Raw genomic sequence first — 15,931 nt, 5'->3', positions numbered from 1 at the left:
CCGAGTGGCTCGTGCCCGACGCAACAAGTCCTACAAATTGGCGCAGATCTACGACCGGCGGTCGCGGGAGGTGCCGTTCAACGCCGAGATCGCGGAGGTGGAGGTCGACAATCCGCTCGCGCTCGATTCCGGCGAGAAGATCCTGGCGATCCGATCGGTCCGCGGCGATCCGCTTGGCCGGCTGCACGCGCACCATCAGATCGACGAGGCGCAGTACCGCGGCGGCCGCGCCTTCCAGAACGATTGGGAGCGGGCGGAGCGCGGCCCGCAGGCGGTGGATACGACGCGCGAATATATCGATGGGACGGGCACGCGTGAGCCCGTCACCGAAAGCCAGCGCCAGGCGGTGCTGCGGCTCAACAGGATCGAACGAGAGCTCGGCACCGACGGCGCCGCGCTGGTGCACGACGTGCTGGTGCTGGGTCTGACCATGGATCAGGTTGGGCAGCGTCGTGCCGTCCGCACGCAACGCTGGAACGATTACTTCGCGCGGCGTTTCCGCGAATGCCTGGACCGGCTGGCGCTGATCTACGGCTTCGCGACGGAGACGGGAACGGCGCGCGGGGGCCGACGTGGATGATTGCGGAGCGCCGGCGGTCTCGGCCGCCGGCGTCCCGCCCATTGCTTACGGGTGAGGGACGATCTGGTAAGGCGTGGTGTAGGGCTCGACGCGCAGCGAGGCATGGGCCAGCAGCCCGATCTTGGCTGTCGGTGCCTGCTGTAATTCGCCGTTGGGGCCACGATGCACGTTGTATTGCCAGACGGTGAGATCGCCCTTCTGTGCCAGCGCGTGTGCAACGGCGCTCGCATCATTGCCGCCGAGCGCCTGAAGCTCCTGCGCCGACAGTCCGACGACGATTTCGTCCTTGACGGTGACGATCTTGAACAGGTTCATCTTGGTCTCCTGCGCCCATGCGCCTTGTGTCGAGAGGGTGAGAAGCGCGATTGCGGCGCCCTTGATGAGATCGCAGCGAGAAAGCATGCCGTCGTCCTTTTGGTGCTGAGGCGCGCCCAAATCGAAGAGTTTTCAGCCATGGCGCCCGTGTCTGCGTGGCCGTGCCGCAACGGCTTGGTCGCTCGCGCGTGGACGGCGGTTCACGGTGGACCGGCCGCGAGATCGACTTTCACGCGCTTAATGCAACCGCCGGGACGGATTCAACAAATGCGTGTATCTTGCTGAAGAATCGCCAATTCGTGCGCGCTAACGTGCATTTAACATCGGAAACACGACGAAACCCCGTGTTGATTGACAGCAAGAGGGGCTGTGCGCGTGATTGATGACGCTTCTTGACGCAGGTGGGTGACGGCGATCGATATTCCTGTTATCCGGAAAACGCTGTGGCGCGATGCAGACCAAGCATCCCTATACCCACGGTTGGGCTTGCCGGATGGGTTGTTGCTTGGCATAGTTGCAACCAGATGGAAGCCGTCGTTTGGACGCGGTTCAGCCTGCAACCCGGCGGGTCCCTTCGGCCGAACGTTCGTCGCCATAGTTCTGTTGCGGCGTTCGGTTCTCGAGCGGATCACGACCGATGCTTGTCATAGGTGCGAGATGAAAAACCTCAATTTCGCGGCTGAGCTGCATCTCAAGCTCGGTGTGCCTGCAGGCAGCACCGTGGAAAGTCTGCGTCTGCTCCGGGCCTTCCTGAAGCTCGCGCCGCGACAGCGCTTCGAGGTGATCAAGCTGGTCGAAGATCTCGCCACCGACGAAGCTCTTCCCGAGCACCCCTTATCCTAGAGCCCGGCCGCGCGCCTATCCTGCCCATTTTCCTGCCAGAGCAGGCTCCCCGGCATCGTTCGCCGGAACGCTGGCGGCTGGATGGCGGTCAGGCAAATGTGGTATTCAGACGGAAAAAGGGAGGAGTGAGACCATGATCGAACCGAAAATCGAAGTTCCGGCCGAACTGCGTGATTTGGCCGAGAAGACCATCGACCAGGCCGAAAAGGCCTTCGGCATGTTCTTTGAAGCGGCGACCAAATCGATGTCGTCCGTTCCGGGGGCGGGGACAGAGGTGTCGAAGCAGGCGTTGGCTTTCACGGAGCAGAACATGAAGTCGGCCTTCGAGCATGCGCGCAAGCTGGTGCATGCCACCGACCTCCAGGAGGCGATGCGAATCCAATCCGATTTCCTCCGCAGTCAGTTCACCAGCGCCGGAGATCACATGCGTCAGATGACCGGCAGTCTCATGCAACCCGGCAAGGGCAAGTCCTGATTTTCGGTCTGTGTACAGCGTGCCCACAAATTGATCTTGTATGACGTGAAGATCCGCGCTTCGATACCGGTGCAGGTCCATGATGGGCCACCGAATGATCTCATTCGCCGTCTGTCATCCTTTCTGCTGATCCCTGCCGGTCCACCGGCAGGGATTTGCATTTGCAGCCTTCGTGCAGCCCGGCGTGACCATCCGGGATGAAGCTCAGACTATTGCTGAAGTATGACCTTCGGAAAAGCGCGCCGCTCGGTTTGCGCGAGCGCGGCCTTCGGCGGCCGATCAGGCATCTAACGCAGCGATGCGATGTAGGCCGCGATATCGCCGGCTTCGGTTCGGCTCAGGGGAAAATTCGGCATCTTCGGGTGCGGATCGAGCAGGAAGAATGCGAGCCTTTCCGCACTGAAATCCGGCCTGCGCGCGACGGACGCAAAGGAAGGGACGTCGGCGCTCGCCTGAGCCTGTCCGTTCGCCACGACATGGCAGCTCGCGCACCAGCGCCTGGCGAGTTCGGCGCCGTGACCGGCATCAGCACCGAGAGCGGACGACGAGCCGAAGCCAGAGACGAGGCCAAGCAGCAGGAAAATCCGTCTCACATGTCGGAGCATAGGGCAATCTTTCTGCATTCGCTTGCGGCTGCCGCGCTCATCCGCAGCAGGATCCTGGAAATTGCGAGAGATCGATGCGAGCGACGATCGAGCGCAGCAGCCTGCGGGTCGAACGATAGAGATGCCGCATGAATGCCGGCACCCTCGCCGCGGGCAGGCCCTTCGGAACAAGGCTTTTCGTACCAAGACTTCCGGTATAGTGCGACACGTGTCTCTCCGACAGCATGTGGTTTCTTAGCGTGCCGTGTCGGAGCCGCCTTGATCTGCCGCAAAGCGTCCCGGCCAATAGTCGCCCGGGTTCATGATCATTGGGCTCTTCGTATCCGCAGGCGTGAGCGCGCTGCTGGCGCTGTCACGCAGGAAGCGGTCGAGCGTCTCCTCACGATGAGGCTCATCAGCGTCTGTGCCCGTGGAAACTCCGGCCGCGCACTCCGGCCTCATTCTGAGGAGCCCGCCTCAAGCGGGAGTCTCGAAGGATGGCCGCGGGGAAAAGCTGTCAGGATGCGACATCCCGCCCGAAGGACCGGGCGGCTAGAGACAGCTCGCCCGGCCGCGTTCGGGGCAGAGCCGGAACGCGCTCGACAGCGTGAAAAGAAAGCGTGGGCTGCGACGCTCGTTGTCCGGCGCCCGGTAGCTTAAGGGGACGGCGACGCCGAAATCGGCCTGGAGGTCGTCCGGCAGGAAGAAGCGCACACCGGCTCCGGCCGATGTCAGCGACAGCCCGTCGCTCAGGCGATAACCGTGGTTCCAGACTGCGCCAGCGTCGCCAAAGGCATAGAGCTGGTAGCCGGTCCAATAGCGGAAATTGAGCTTCTGGTCGAAGCGCAGCTCGAGCGAGCCGGCAAGGCCGTTGTCGCCGCTGATCTCGGCTGCGCCATAGCCACGGCCGAAGGCCGCGCCGCCGAGATAGAATTGTTGCGAAGTGAACAGCGGGCGCGACGCCGTCTGGCTCGCGGCAGCGAGCTTGAGCGACCAGACATCGTTGAGTGTCTGGTAGCGCGTGAACCAGAGGTTCAGGACCGAGAAGTTCGAGGAGGCTCCGTCGCGTGACAACAGATCGTCCTCGAAATGTGAGGCGCCAAAAACGTCGAGCCCCTGACGGTAGGTCAAAGTCGCAAAATTGGTGCCGCCAAAAGGATCCAACAGCCGGTAGTCGGCGGTCAGGCTCGCCGTCCTGATGTGATCGTTGTACCAGGGCCCGTAAAGGTCATGCTCGGACACATTGCTGAAGGTCGTGGCGGCGGTCAGCGTGAGCGTGGAGGATTGCGACTGCAACGGGACCATGCTGGCACGCAGCTCGAACGCCTGGGTCGTGGTGATGTCGCTATCGAGCCGGCGCATATCGCCCGGCCTTACCGCGCTGTACAGCACGGAAGCACCCAGGCGGACACCGTCGACGCCGACGGGCGCATCGTACGACAGCCGTGCGAAGCCGAGTTGGCGGGGGTCGTTGGCAATGGTCGACAGGTTGACCGCCAATGCATCGCCGGGCGTGAGGTAAGAGTTGAACGCGCCGGTGGCGTAGGTTTGCCAGGGACCGACCGACGAGGATCCGAGATTGTCGAGGCCGAACGAGGAGAAGACGTGCCAGGTTTTCAAGTAGATGGTCAGGCGGAAGCGGCCCGTCGTACCGCCGATCTCCTCCAGCGCAGTGTCGGTGATCCGGACGCCCGGCCTGCCATTGATCAGGAAGAGCTGGCGTTCGAGCGTTGCCAGTCGCGAAGGATGTTCGGTCAGAACCGGCGCCAGCATCGGCCTTATGCCGAACCGCTCTGCACCGTCGCCCTTCAGCTCGGCCTGCACGATCGCACCTTCCAGGACCTGAATCCGGACACGGCCGTCGGCGATGTCTTGTGGTGGCACGATGGCGCGGCTCAGATGAAAGCCAGCTTCGCGGTAGAGGTCGCTGATGGCGCCTGCGATCGCGGCCAGATCCGCCTGCGAGACCTTCCGGCCGAGATAAGGCTGGTAGACAGCGGCGATGCGATCAGGGGAAACCGCATGGGCGCCGCCGACGCTGACGCCGCGCAGCACGAATTGCGGCTTGGTATCGCCGCCCGTCGTGGGCTGTCCGACGCTCGGCAACCGGACCGGCGGCCGGCCGAGCGATTCCTGCTCGGTCTGGTTATCAAAATATTTCTCGGGCTGGCGCGGGTCGAAACCCGGCTGGTTCGCCTGTTGAGCAAATGCCGCTGGAGTTGCCGCCAAAATTACTGTCGCCGATACCAATGCGGTAAGGCGATGCCGCGTCTCACCGCGCGCGTCGACTTTGTCTCCGTAGTTCAACGGAGGATCTGCCACGGGACGGTAAGGGTTCGTTAGCCGCATGATTTTTCATAGGTTTTTATGGTCAACGATTGGTTAATCCGGCCGCTCCGCTGGCCGCTTTCCGATAATCCTATCTTGAGTGATTTCGGATACCCCTCGGGCTTGGCTGTAAACGCGGGCTGAGGATCATCATGTTCGGCAGAGTTGGAATGCGGCGCGCCCTGGCGGCGGCGCTGATCCTGGGATCGGCCTCCAGCGCATTCGCGGCGGACGACGGTGTGTGGTCGGTCAGCAAATCCTCGGGCGAGGTCTGGCTTGCCACGAGCGGCGCCCAGCAGGTGTCGTTGACGTCAGAAGGAACGCTGAAACCTGGCGATACCATTCGCACCGGTCGCAACGGGCGCGTCCTCCTCGTCCGCGGCGAGGAAACGATCCTGATCTCTCCCAATTCGGTGGTGGGCCTGCCGGCCGAGAAGAAGGACGGCCTGTCGACCACCATCATCCAGCAGGCGGGTTCGATCCTGCTCGAGGTCGAGAAGCGCAACGTCAAGCATTTCGAGGTCGAGACGCCCTATCTCGCCGCCGTGGTCAAGGGAACGCAGTTCAGCGTCACGGTCGGTGCCGGTAGCACCAAGGTCGGCGTGCTCCGCGGCCAGGTCGAAGTCTCCGATTTCAAGACGGGACAGATTGCGCAAGTGATGCCCGGACAAGCGGCCACCGTGTTCGAACACGGCAAGCCCGGTCTCAGCCTCAGCGGTGCGGGGACGCTCAATCCGATCGAGCAGGGCAAGCCCCGTGCACCCACGATCGAGCGTGTCCCAGTGCCGAAGTCGGGCCTGTCGGCGCCGCGCCATGCGGCCAATGGCCATGCCATCCATGCGCTCGGCCCAGTCGACAAGGGAAGCAAGGCGGCCGGCGCACCCAAGGCCTCGGGGCAGGCGGCCGGGGGGCATGCCCCCAAGGCAGGAGCCGTGCGCATTTCGGCCGCGCTGGGAGAGGTCAAGCTGAACGTCCACAAGGCGACGCGCGGCCTTGCGCACGGCGGCGTTCCGCCGGGGCAGGCACGTAACGCGAATGCCAGGGGCGACAGTCAGACGGTCTGGAACGATGGCCAGACGAGCCCGGCTGCATCCAACGGTGCGGCAAGCAGCGGTGCCGCCAGCGCGAACGCCACGATCGCCGCAACGACGGCCGGCGCATCCAGCGATGCCCCGCGAGCAAACAACGGAAATGCCGGCGGCAACGGTAATTCGGGTAACAACAACGGCAACGGCGGCAACAGCGGCAACGGCGGCAATCAAAACAATAGCGGTAACGGCGGCAACAACGGTCACGGCAACAGCAGCCATGCCGACAACGGCGCCACCGGCAATGGCAGAGGCAACAACGGCCACGGCCACGGAAATGGCAGCAATGGGCACGGCAGACGCTGAACTCTAGGTTGACGCGTCCGTCGGGGCGGGTGTGGGGGGAGGCTCGGGTGAAACGCTATCGGCCGCATATTCTTGTCGTGATCGCGCTCGCGGTGGTGTTGTCCACGGGCTGGCACGCTGCGCTTCGCAATGCGCTCACCGATCTTCGATTCAAGTGGCAAACGCGTGCGGCCACCGGCGACATCGTCGTGGTTGGTATCGATGCGCCGTCGATCGACCATATCGGAGTGTGGCCCTGGCCGCGGCGTCTCCATGCCGAAATGCTGCAAAGGCTGGAAGCGGCAGGCGCGCAGGAGGTTGCCTTCGATGTCGATTTCAGCACGCCGTCGGATCCCGCCTCCGACGTGGCCTTCGCCAAGGCATTGCGAGACGTCGGCGGTTCGACGATCCTGCCATCCTTCAAGCAGCCGACACCGAGGGGCGGCCCGGCTCACGTCAACCGGCCGCTGAAGTCGTTCAGCAACCAATCGTGGCCGGCCGTCGTCAATGTCGCGATCGAATCCGACGGGCTGGTTCGCCGCTATCCGTTCGGCGAGAAGCTCGGCGACGCTTTCATGCCTTCGATGGCCGTCGTGCTGGCGGGCCAGGACGCCAATCGGCGACCGCCCTTTCTGATCGATTTCAGCATTCGCGCGCCCTCCATTCCCGCCGTCTCCTATGTCGACGTGCTGCGTGGCGATCGCGCCACGCTCGACAAGCTGAAAGGCAAGAAGGTCATCATTGGCGCCACGGCGCTCGAGCTCGGCGACCGTTTCAGCGTTCCCAACGGCAGTATCATCTCGGGGCCGGTCCTCCAGGCGCTCGCCGCTGAATCGATCCTTCAGAACCGGACCCTGCGCTGGACCTCCGATGTCGGCATGGTGGTCGGACTGGGCGCGATCTGCCTGCTGATGCTGTATTCGTGGCGCCGTATCGCGCCAGGACTTCGCGTCGCAATCCTGATCGCAGCCGGGGCGGTGGTCGAGCTGGCCGCAATCCTTGTGCAGGCAAGATGGCCCCTGGTCATCGATACGTCGCTGTTCCACATCGCCATCGTCGCTTACCTGACCGCGATTGCGCTCGACGAAATCGACTTCCGCAGCCTGCTCGGACGCATCGCCGAGAGCCGCTTTCATCGCATCGCGATGTCGCTCGGCGACGGGCTGGTCTGCACCGACGAGGATCACCGCATCACGGTCTGGAATCCCGGCGCCAGCGCGATCTTCGGCTACATGCCGGCCGAGATCATCGGCCGCCCGTTCGAAACGCTGTGCGCTTTGCCGGCACACGCCGGCGCAAGGCCGTCCATGCACGACGCCGCGCGCCAGGCGCTTCTGGTTCCGGGCGGCGCCGTCGTCGTCGAGTTCGAAGGCCGGCGCAAGAGCGGGGAAACCTTCCCGGTCGAGGCGAGCTTCTCGGGCTGGCAGGGAACGGACGGCTTTCAATATGGTGCGATCCTGCGCGATATCTCCGTGCGCAAACGTGAAGCCGAACGCATTCGATATCTCGCCGAACATGACGCGCTGACGGGGCTGGCCAACCGGAACATGCTGCATGTGGGCCTGACCGATCTGATCGCCGCGGCGGAGCGACGGTCTTCGAGCGTCGCGTTGCTCGTGCTCGGGCTCGACGGCTTCCAAGAGATCAACAACATGCTAGGTCACTCCGCCGGCGATCTCGTGCTGCGCGCGGTCGCCGAGCGGCTGCGGAGCGAGGTCGGTGGCAAGGCGATCGTCGCCCGGCTCAGCGGCGACGAATTTGCCATCGCGATCGATTGCGCAGAGATCACCGAGCCGGTCGCGGCGGTGACCGAGCGAATCGCGCGCGCGTTCGAAGCCCCTCTCGCAACCGGCACGCGCCAGCACCGGGTCAAGACCAGCGTTGGCGTCGCCGTCTATCCTGAAGGCGGGAGCAACGCCGATGATCTCCTGAGCAACGGCCATCTCGCGCTGACGAAAGCCAAGGCGACCAGGCGCGGCGGCCACGTCGTATTCGAAGCCGCGATCCGGCAGGAGCTCGAGAACCGCTTGAGGCTGGAGGGCGAGCTGGCGCTTGCCGCCGATCGCAGCGAATTCGAGTTGTTCTACCAGCCGCAAGTTCGTCTGATCGACGGCAGCCTGGTCGGAGCCGAAGCGCTGATCCGCTGGCGGCATCCGGTGCGCGGCTACGTCTCGCCGGCCGAATTCATGCCTGTTGTCAACACCTCTGCGCTGTCGGAGCGGATCGCGAACTGGGTGATGGAGACCGCCTGCCGCCAGGCGCGGGCTTGGGAATTGTCCGGCAGCGATGTGCGCGTCGCGATCAACCTCTCACCCTCGCAGCTTCAGTCCGGCGACCTCGCGCATTCCGTTGCAGCGCTGCTCGAAGAGACCGGGCTGGCGCCGTCGCTGCTCGAGATCGAAGTCACCGAAGACATCCTGCTGCATGACGAGCGCCGCGTGCTTGAAATGTTCAAGCGAATTCAGGAGCTCGGCGTCCGGATCCTGTTCGATGATTTCGGCACCGGTTATGCGAGCCTGAGCTATCTCAAGAAGTTTCCGCTCGACGGCCTCAAGATCGACCGGTCGTTCGTCTTTGGTCTTTTGTCGAATTCCGACGACGCCGCCATCGTCGGCTCGACCATCGGCCTCAGCAAGCAGCTCGGTCTCACCGTCGTGGCCGAAGGCATCGAGAACCGCGCAACGGCCGACTTCCTGGTCAGCATGGGATGCGAGGAAGGGCAGGGCTATTTCTTCGGCCGTCCGATGCCCGCCGAGGCGTTTGAGAGACAGTTCCTGGCGGCTGAACTCCAGACTGTCAGCGCCGCCTGAGCGAGCGGCTTTGGCCTGCGCGTTGACACCAGCACTCCGAATGGAGGCTCGTTGTTTTGGCGAGCACCGTCGCGCGGGTCAACATCCGGTATTCAGCGTCCAGTGACGGTGCCCCCACATTCCTTGCTTCCCGCGAGTTCGCATCGCGATCTGAGCTCGGAAATGCGCCACGGGGATTGGCCTCGCATGGTCTGCTTTCGAAAGCTGAGCGGGAGGCCTCTTGAAGTTGCGCAGGGCAGCTTTTGACCCAACTCGGACATCGGACCGCGGAGAAGCCGGTTTCATCCCTACCAAAACGCTGGCCTCAGCCATATGATGCCGTCGTCTGCGGTTGAGGTAGGTATGAGGCGCCGGGATTTGCTTGGTGCTCTTGCTGGTCTGGTGGCCGTGCGGCCGGTAACGGGCCGCGCGCAGCAATCCCCTCGATTGCCAACCATCGGGTTCTTGGGTCAGAGCACCCCTTCGGTCGAGCGCCAACGGCTTGCTGCATTCTTGAAGCGACTGAGTGAACTCGGATGGATCGAGGGGCGAACAGTCGCGATTGAGTATGCGTGGGGCGAAGGAAACAGTGAACGCTTCGCTAAATTTGCGACGGATTCGTTCGGCTTAGGGTCGACGTCATTGTAACCTCGGGGACCGCAAACGTTATCGCGGCGATGCAGGCAACATCGGTTATTCCGATCGTGTTCGCGGTGGCGGGAGACCCAGTTGCAAACAAACTGGTTGCGAGTTTGGCGAAACCTGGCGGCAACGTCACGGGCCTCTCGACGGTAGCAACCGATCTTGCCGGCAAGCGCCTAGCCGATCCGCTTGTGAATACCCACCGCGATCGGATCCAGACTTTAGCAATGGGAGCGCGACTGCCAACAATCTACAACGCCAGAGAGCACGTCGAAGCGGGTGGCCTCATGTCTTATGGGCCGAATTTTATGGATTTGTATCGCCGCGCTGCCGAATACGTCGACAGGATTTTGCGTGGAGCAAAACCCGCTAATCTTCCGGTGGAGCAGCCGGCCAAGTTCGACTTCGTCGTAAACTTGAGGACCGCCAAGGCCCTCGGCCTAGCTTTGCTGCCGTCGATGCTTGCCCGCGCAGATGAAGTGATCGAATAGAGCTGTTGTTTGCTGCGGTGCATGAGTCCGTTCATGGCCCATCGTGTCACATTGGTGAGCAAGATCGGCCGGACCGGTCGCGTTTGACCCGAAACGCACATCGCGGCCGCACCTGGTTCCCCAGTCGCGCCGGTACTTACGGGTGGGCGGCAGCCAAATTCTCCACCGAATTTCGCTAGCCTGACGCGGAATGAGGTGCGACACTCGCGCCCGCGGTTTGTCACGCAGTAGGCCACCATGGCTGACATCCCGGCCACTCACTATGTCAAAAGTGACGACGTCCATATTGCCTATCAGGTGATGGGCGACGGTCCGCGCGACCTGCTGTTCGTCCCAGGTTTTGTCTCCAATGTCGAAGCGCTCTGGCAATCGCCGGCACGCGCTTCCTTTTTCCGCAAGCTTGCAACGTTTGCGCGGGTCATCACGTTCGACAAGCGCGGCACCGGAATGTCCGATCGCGGTTCCCAGATCTTCACGCTTGAACAGCGGATGCACGACGTGCAGGCGGTGCTGGACCAGGTTGGTTCTCAGCGGGCCACCTTGTTTGGCGTGTCCGAGGGCGGTCCGATGTCGCTGCTCTATGCAGCTACGTATCCCGAACGCACGTCAGCTCTGGTGCTTTGTGGCACTTATGCGCGACGCTCGTGGGCCCCTAACTACGCATTCGCGTGGACCGATGCGCAGTGGAGCGCTTTCCTCGATGACATTGAGCACCATTGGGGTTCGGCAGATGCGATGAGTTTGCTGATGTGGGCGCCTAGCCTCGCTGGCAATAAACAGGCACTTGAGCAAACCGCCGCCTACTTCAGGGCCTCGGCAAGCCCAGGCGCGGCATCGGCGATCATGCGCATGAACCGGGAGATCGATGTCAGGGACATCCTACCCGTGACGCGTGTGCCGACCTTGATTTTGCATCGCACCGATGAGCGCGTCATTGACGTGAAGCATGCGCGCTACATGGCGCAGCAGATTCCTTGCGCCAAACTGATTGAGCTCAGCGGTCAGGACCATATGGTCTGGGTTGGCGATCAGGATGCAATTATCAATGAGGTCGAAGAGTTCGTCACCGGGCATCGGCAAGCAGCGGAGCCGGACAGGGTGCTTGCAACTGTGCTGTTTGTCGACATTGCGGGATCGACGGAGCGCGCGGCCGCTCTCGGCGACGGCGCCTGGCGCGTGCTGCTGGATGCGTTCTATGCCAAAGCTCGGGGCGTGCTCGGCCAGTATCGCGGCCGCGAAGTCAATACCGCCGGCGACGGTTTCCTTGCCACGTTCGATGGCCCTGCGCGCGCTGTGCGTTGCGCAAGCGCAATCGGCGACGCGGTGCGCCCACTCGATCTGAAGGTCCGTTGCGGTTTGCATACCGGCGAGTGCGAATTCGTCGCTCACGATATTGTTGGCATTGCCGTGCATATTGGTGCACGTGTGGCGGCGCTAGCTGCCCCGGGTGAAGTTCTGGTCTCACAGACGGTTCGCGATCTCGTGGCAGGCTCTGGATTGACGTTTGAGGAGCGCGGCCGCCACATTCTCAAAGGCGTGCCCGACAAATGGCGTCTGTTCCGTGCGGTAACGACCTAGCACGTCTTCACCCGCCATGCGGTCAACGCACCGATGACCGCTTTTGGCCACCGCTGACTTCGCCTCTTAGGCTCGCAGCGTCCGCTTCCGAGGGCTGAGGGGAAACCGTCGCCGGAGCCGCCGATGGCAGCCTTTGACCCAAAGCCGACCTGCCGCAATGGAATGAATGCAGACGACAAGGAGCTGCCGGAGCCAACACGGCCTTACTCGAACGTACCCGGCTAGGCTTTCCTGCCTGACGACGGATCACCGGTCGGACGTCAGCGACTGGGGTCCGGACGGAGTACATCAGTCCTGATTCAAGCCGGTCCAAGTGTCAGCGGTGGCGTCGACTCGCCGGACAGCCGACCCTCACGTACCAAAGCCTCGCTTCGTACCCCGCTGTGCCTTGAAACCTTGCATCTCAAGCTGCAGAATTGCCAAGCACCCCAAAGGCTGACGATGGATGCCGCTGCGGCAGGAACAACGGGTTGAGCGGCACCTTGCCGCGATTTTTGCGGCGGACGTCGCGGGCTACTCGCGATTGGTAGGCCTGGACGAACTTGGCACCTTGAAAAGCCTCGCCAGCGCGCGTGAGGTCATGGACACTCTCATTGAGGAGCATGGGGGCCGGATTGCCAACACCGCGGGGGACAGCGTCCTGGCGGAGTTCCCGAGCGCGGTCGATGCCGTTCAATGCGGCGTTGCGGTCCAGGGTCGACTGCTAGAAATGGGACGAGAGATCGCTCGAGACCGGCGTGTCCAGTTCCGGATCGGTATTCACGTGGGGGATGTCGTAGCGCGCGGGCGAGATCTGCTTGGAGATGGGGTCAATGTCGGCGCGCGGCTCCAAGAAGTCGCCGAGCCAGGGGGCGTGTGCATCTCGGGCGCCGTCTACGAGCAGGTCCACAAGGCGCTCCCATTCTCTTTCAAGAATCTGGGTCTTAAAAAACTCAAGAACATCGACCGAGCGGTCCAGGCCTACGCTGTTTCGAGCGAGAGCCTGGGTTCGGCGCGGACGGGCTTCGCCGACCCGACCGCGCACGATGGCGCGTCGCAGCGGGCGCGAAGCATTGCCCTTGCTGCGATCGCCGTCGCTTCCCTGGTGGTTGCGAGCGCGGGCGGAGCCGTGTGGTGGATGGGGGCCCAGCAGCGAGGCGGGGTGCAGAACGCGGGCGACAGCACCCCGGTGCGGTCCGACAAACCCTCAGTTGCCGTGCTGCCGTTCTCCAATCTCAGCGACGACAAAGCCCAAGAATACTTCTCGGATGGGATTACCGATGATGTGATCAACGAGCTTTCCAAAGTGGCCGGACTCTTCGTCGTCGCCCGCAACTCCACCTTTACCTTCAAGAACACTGCCGTGGACGTGCGAAAGGCCGCTGCGGATCTCGGGGTCCGCTACGTGGTGGAAGGCAGCGTGCGCCGAGCCGCGGACCGGATTCGCATCAACGTTCGACTGGTCGATGCGGCGAGCGGCGGGCAGCTCTGGGCAGATCGCTACGAGGGCGCGATGGGAGATGTTTTCGGGCTGCAAGATGAAATCGCCGGCAAGATCACGCGAACATTGGCGGTTCAGTTGACATCCAAGGAGCAGGGGCAAATCGCCACCAAGCGCACCGAAAACCCGGTGGCCTACGACGAATTCCTGAAGGGTTGGAACAGGTACCTTCAGCAGAATCCGAAGGCCGCGCGCGAGGCGATCGGCCACTTCGAGCGAGCGATCGAAATCGAGCCGAATTACTCTCGTGCTTTTGCTGCGCTCGCGGCCACATACTGGCAGATTGCAAGGAGACAATGGCAGGAAGAGAGGTTCGGGCTAAGATCGGTGCACGATGCGCGCTTGAAGGCTGAAGAGTACATCACAAAAGCACAACAGTCTCCGATTTCCCTCAATCATCAGGTCGCTTCGGCCATTCTGTCTCAGCAAGGAATGCACGAGAAGGCGATCAAAGAGGGAGAGCGAGCAATCAGCATGGATCCCAACGACGCGAACGCCTACGTCGCGCTCGCTGGAGCGTTGAGCTTAGCCGGTCAGCCGGCCAAGGCTCTTGAGCTCGTCCTCCATGGCATGCGGCTCAATCCATTCTCCCCACCTTCTTACTTTTATGAACTCGGATTGGCCCAATTCGGGTTGGAGCAATTTCAAAGTGCAGCGGCAAGCTTGGAGCGGGCTATCGCTCTCAATTCAGACGACCGATGGGCTTATCGTGTGCTTCTCGCCGCCTACGGCCATTTGGGCCGGAAAGCGGACGCTGAACGGATCTTTTCGTTGGCCGAGAAGAATCGACAGGGACTAGACCCACTCTCTATTCGAGGAACTGCTTTCTGGTATCCCTTCAAGGATTCAGCGGATTGGGAACGCATGGCGACGGGCCTTAGACTCGCCAACGTGCCCGATTAGCGGCCTCAAAATCTCATTACCTGACCTGGGGCGACGTCCAAGACCTGGACACTAGTAGATCCTAAAGCTTTCTTGAATTCGGCCGGGGTTCGGTTCAGCACCGGAAAGGTGCCGTAGTGTATTGGTATCACCGCTTTCGGCTTGATCAGCTCCCGAACCGCGTAAGCGGCTTCGTCAGGCCCCATGGTGAAAAAGCCCCCGATGCACACCAGCGCGAGGTCCGGGTTGTGGAGCTCCCGAATGAGCGCCATGTCGCCAAAGGCGCTGGTGTCGCCCGTGTGGTAGACCTTGAAGCCGTTCTCCATCTCAATCACGTAGCCAACGGAAACTCCGGCCCCTCCGCCTTGCCGGATGGATGCTGACTGGTCAGGGTTCCTTATGCCGAGAATATTGTAGTCGAGCGACGAGCTGTGATCGGCCGGCACCATATGGATCTTGACGCCCCGGCCGAGCGGCTCGGCCATGCCGCCCCTATTCATGGCAATGACGTTGTTCTCTTCAAGGAGACCCAGCGCGACAAGATTTCGTCCGAACTCGTAATTGGCAAGAACCTTGGCGCCCGTCAGACGTGCCAGATCGAGGAGATCGGAAATATGATCCTGGTGGCCGTGCGTCACTAGGATCAGGTCCACTTTTCCAATCGCCTTCAAGTCCCGGTACTCAGGCGGCGTCTTCGGGTTTCTGGTGAGGAAGGGATCAATCACTATCACTTTGCCGGCGACACTAGTGATGCGGGTCGTTGCGTGCCCAAGCCAAAGCACTTCCACCGGTTGGGCTGCGGGATAGCCCGGGACGATCACGAGAAAGAAGCTCACAAAGAGAGCCCACTTGGCTTTCATTGGAAACTCCGAACAACCGCTTCTGCTTTCGTGATTACTCTATCACGGTATTCGACGGAGTCGCACGCGATCCGACTGAGAGCCCCGCGGAACTTGGAACCATGTTCAGATGATCTAATTGGAACGTTGTCCATCCCAGCTGAGGACCAGCGGTTTCTTGGTAAGCATCTTGATGAGGAGGGAGCCAAAAATGGACGACGAACGAAAATCATCAAAAACGGGGAAACGGGCCGCTGAAGGCTTGCGCGAAGCAGCTTCCAAGGAGGAAGAAAAAACCGAGAGCAAGATGGGGCAGGATCTAGCTAAGGGCGCTGATCGTTTCGAAGAGCGCTCGAAAAGCTCTGATGGAAGAAGCGCAGGCGAGAAACAAAAAGACTGAATCCACCAGCAGACCCGTCCCGGCTTTCCGGCTTTCTGACAGAACGCACCCTCAAACGACTGCGCGGCGTTTACGCATAAGGCGATGATCTGCCTGCGCTGGCTATTCGTGCCAAGGAAAGGGGCGGCTCGCGCGTGAAGCGCGCTTATGACCCCACGGCAGACGTTAGGCTGTTCGCGTTGGCAAGTTGCTCAAGCGGCCGTGCTGCTGCCTAAAGCACGGCGACATCGCGAACGCAATCGGCGGACGCTTGCGCGAGCCGCGCTCAGCATTCGACCCTTCAAGGTGAAGTCTACCGTTGGCAGGTGCCACCGCGGCAATGCGACGAATAG

General features: G+C 62.1%; 13 protein-coding genes. 9 read left to right on the top strand and 4 right to left on the bottom strand.

Annotation, left to right across the window (positions count from 1 at the left end; genetic code table 11):
- Positions 1 to 4 precede the first annotated feature (4 nt).
- Positions 5 to 580, top strand: a complete 576-nt coding sequence (locus tag I6F09_RS17805; RefSeq protein WP_225188645.1) for a hypothetical protein — start codon at positions 5 to 7, stop codon at positions 578 to 580.
- Between the two features lie 45 nt (positions 581 to 625).
- On the opposite strand, the gene I6F09_RS17800 is transcribed toward I6F09_RS17805, so the two are convergent.
- Positions 626 to 982, bottom strand: a complete 357-nt coding sequence (locus I6F09_RS17800; protein WP_036007687.1) for a hypothetical protein — start codon at positions 980 to 982, stop codon at positions 626 to 628.
- Between the two features lie 570 nt (positions 983 to 1,552).
- Between I6F09_RS17800 and I6F09_RS17795 the strand changes: the two genes are divergently transcribed.
- Positions 1,553 to 1,738 (top strand): hypothetical protein, encoded by a 186-nt coding sequence (locus tag I6F09_RS17795; RefSeq protein WP_036007684.1) that lies wholly within the window; start codon positions 1,553 to 1,555, stop codon positions 1,736 to 1,738.
- A gap of 133 nt (positions 1,739 to 1,871) precedes the next feature.
- Complete coding sequence (locus tag I6F09_RS17790) at positions 1,872 to 2,213, top strand: phasin (protein WP_036007681.1); 342 nt, start codon at positions 1,872 to 1,874, stop codon at positions 2,211 to 2,213.
- A 287-nt stretch (positions 2,214 to 2,500) separates the two neighbouring features.
- Here the strand turns inward: I6F09_RS17790 and I6F09_RS17785 are convergent, their stop codons facing one another.
- Together I6F09_RS17785 and I6F09_RS17780 are read right to left on the bottom strand one after the other, a co-directional pair.
- Positions 2,501 to 2,818: a cytochrome c gene (locus I6F09_RS17785; RefSeq protein ID WP_036007678.1), complete on the bottom strand. Its 318-nt coding sequence runs from the start codon at positions 2,816 to 2,818 to the stop codon at positions 2,501 to 2,503.
- Positions 2,819 to 3,349: 531 nt separating this feature from the next.
- Positions 3,350 to 5,146 carry a POTRA domain-containing protein gene (locus tag I6F09_RS17780; protein WP_225188644.1) on the bottom strand — a complete coding sequence of 599 codons (1,797 nt, stop codon included), beginning with the start codon at positions 5,144 to 5,146 and terminating at the stop codon, positions 3,350 to 3,352.
- 131 nt (positions 5,147 to 5,277) lie between these two features.
- On the opposite strand from I6F09_RS17780, the gene I6F09_RS17775 reads away from it, so the two are divergent.
- From I6F09_RS17775 to I6F09_RS17755, 5 genes are all read left to right on the top strand, one after another.
- A complete protein-coding gene (locus I6F09_RS17775; protein ID WP_225188643.1) occupies positions 5,278 to 6,519 on the top strand; it encodes a FecR domain-containing protein in 1,242 nt (413 codons plus the stop codon).
- Positions 6,520 to 6,566: 47 nt separating this feature from the next.
- The gene (locus tag I6F09_RS17770) at positions 6,567 to 9,308 is read left to right on the top strand and encodes an EAL domain-containing protein (RefSeq protein WP_225188642.1); all 2,742 of its coding nucleotides are present in this window, start codon (positions 6,567 to 6,569) and stop codon (positions 9,306 to 9,308) included.
- 656 nt (positions 9,309 to 9,964) lie between these two features.
- Positions 9,965 to 10,420 carry an ABC transporter substrate-binding protein gene (locus tag I6F09_RS17765; RefSeq protein ID WP_249784521.1) on the top strand — a complete coding sequence of 152 codons (456 nt, stop codon included), beginning with the start codon at positions 9,965 to 9,967 and terminating at the stop codon, positions 10,418 to 10,420.
- 237 nt (positions 10,421 to 10,657) lie between these two features.
- Positions 10,658 to 11,998, top strand: a complete 1,341-nt coding sequence (locus I6F09_RS17760; protein WP_225188641.1) for an adenylate/guanylate cyclase domain-containing protein — start codon at positions 10,658 to 10,660, stop codon at positions 11,996 to 11,998.
- A gap of 445 nt (positions 11,999 to 12,443) precedes the next feature.
- Complete coding sequence (locus I6F09_RS17755) at positions 12,444 to 14,381, top strand: adenylate/guanylate cyclase domain-containing protein (protein WP_225148124.1); 1,938 nt, start codon at positions 12,444 to 12,446, stop codon at positions 14,379 to 14,381.
- Positions 14,382 to 14,386: 5 nt separating this feature from the next.
- On the opposite strand, the gene I6F09_RS17750 is transcribed toward I6F09_RS17755, so the two are convergent.
- Entirely contained in the window at positions 14,387 to 15,220 is an 834-nt protein-coding gene (locus I6F09_RS17750; protein ID WP_050992072.1) for a metal-dependent hydrolase, read from the bottom strand.
- 190 nt (positions 15,221 to 15,410) lie between these two features.
- On the opposite strand from I6F09_RS17750, the gene I6F09_RS17745 reads away from it, so the two are divergent.
- A complete protein-coding gene (locus tag I6F09_RS17745) occupies positions 15,411 to 15,599 on the top strand; it encodes a hypothetical protein (RefSeq protein WP_225188640.1) in 189 nt (62 codons plus the stop codon).
- The last annotated feature ends 332 nt before the right edge of the window (positions 15,600 to 15,931 follow it).

The organism is Bradyrhizobium sp. IC3195, assembly GCF_020193585.1.
GTDB classification, from domain to species: domain Bacteria; phylum Pseudomonadota; class Alphaproteobacteria; order Rhizobiales; family Xanthobacteraceae; genus Bradyrhizobium; species Bradyrhizobium yuanmingense.
Note: the sequence above shows the minus strand (reverse complement) of the source record. Positions and strands in the feature narration are given on the sequence as shown.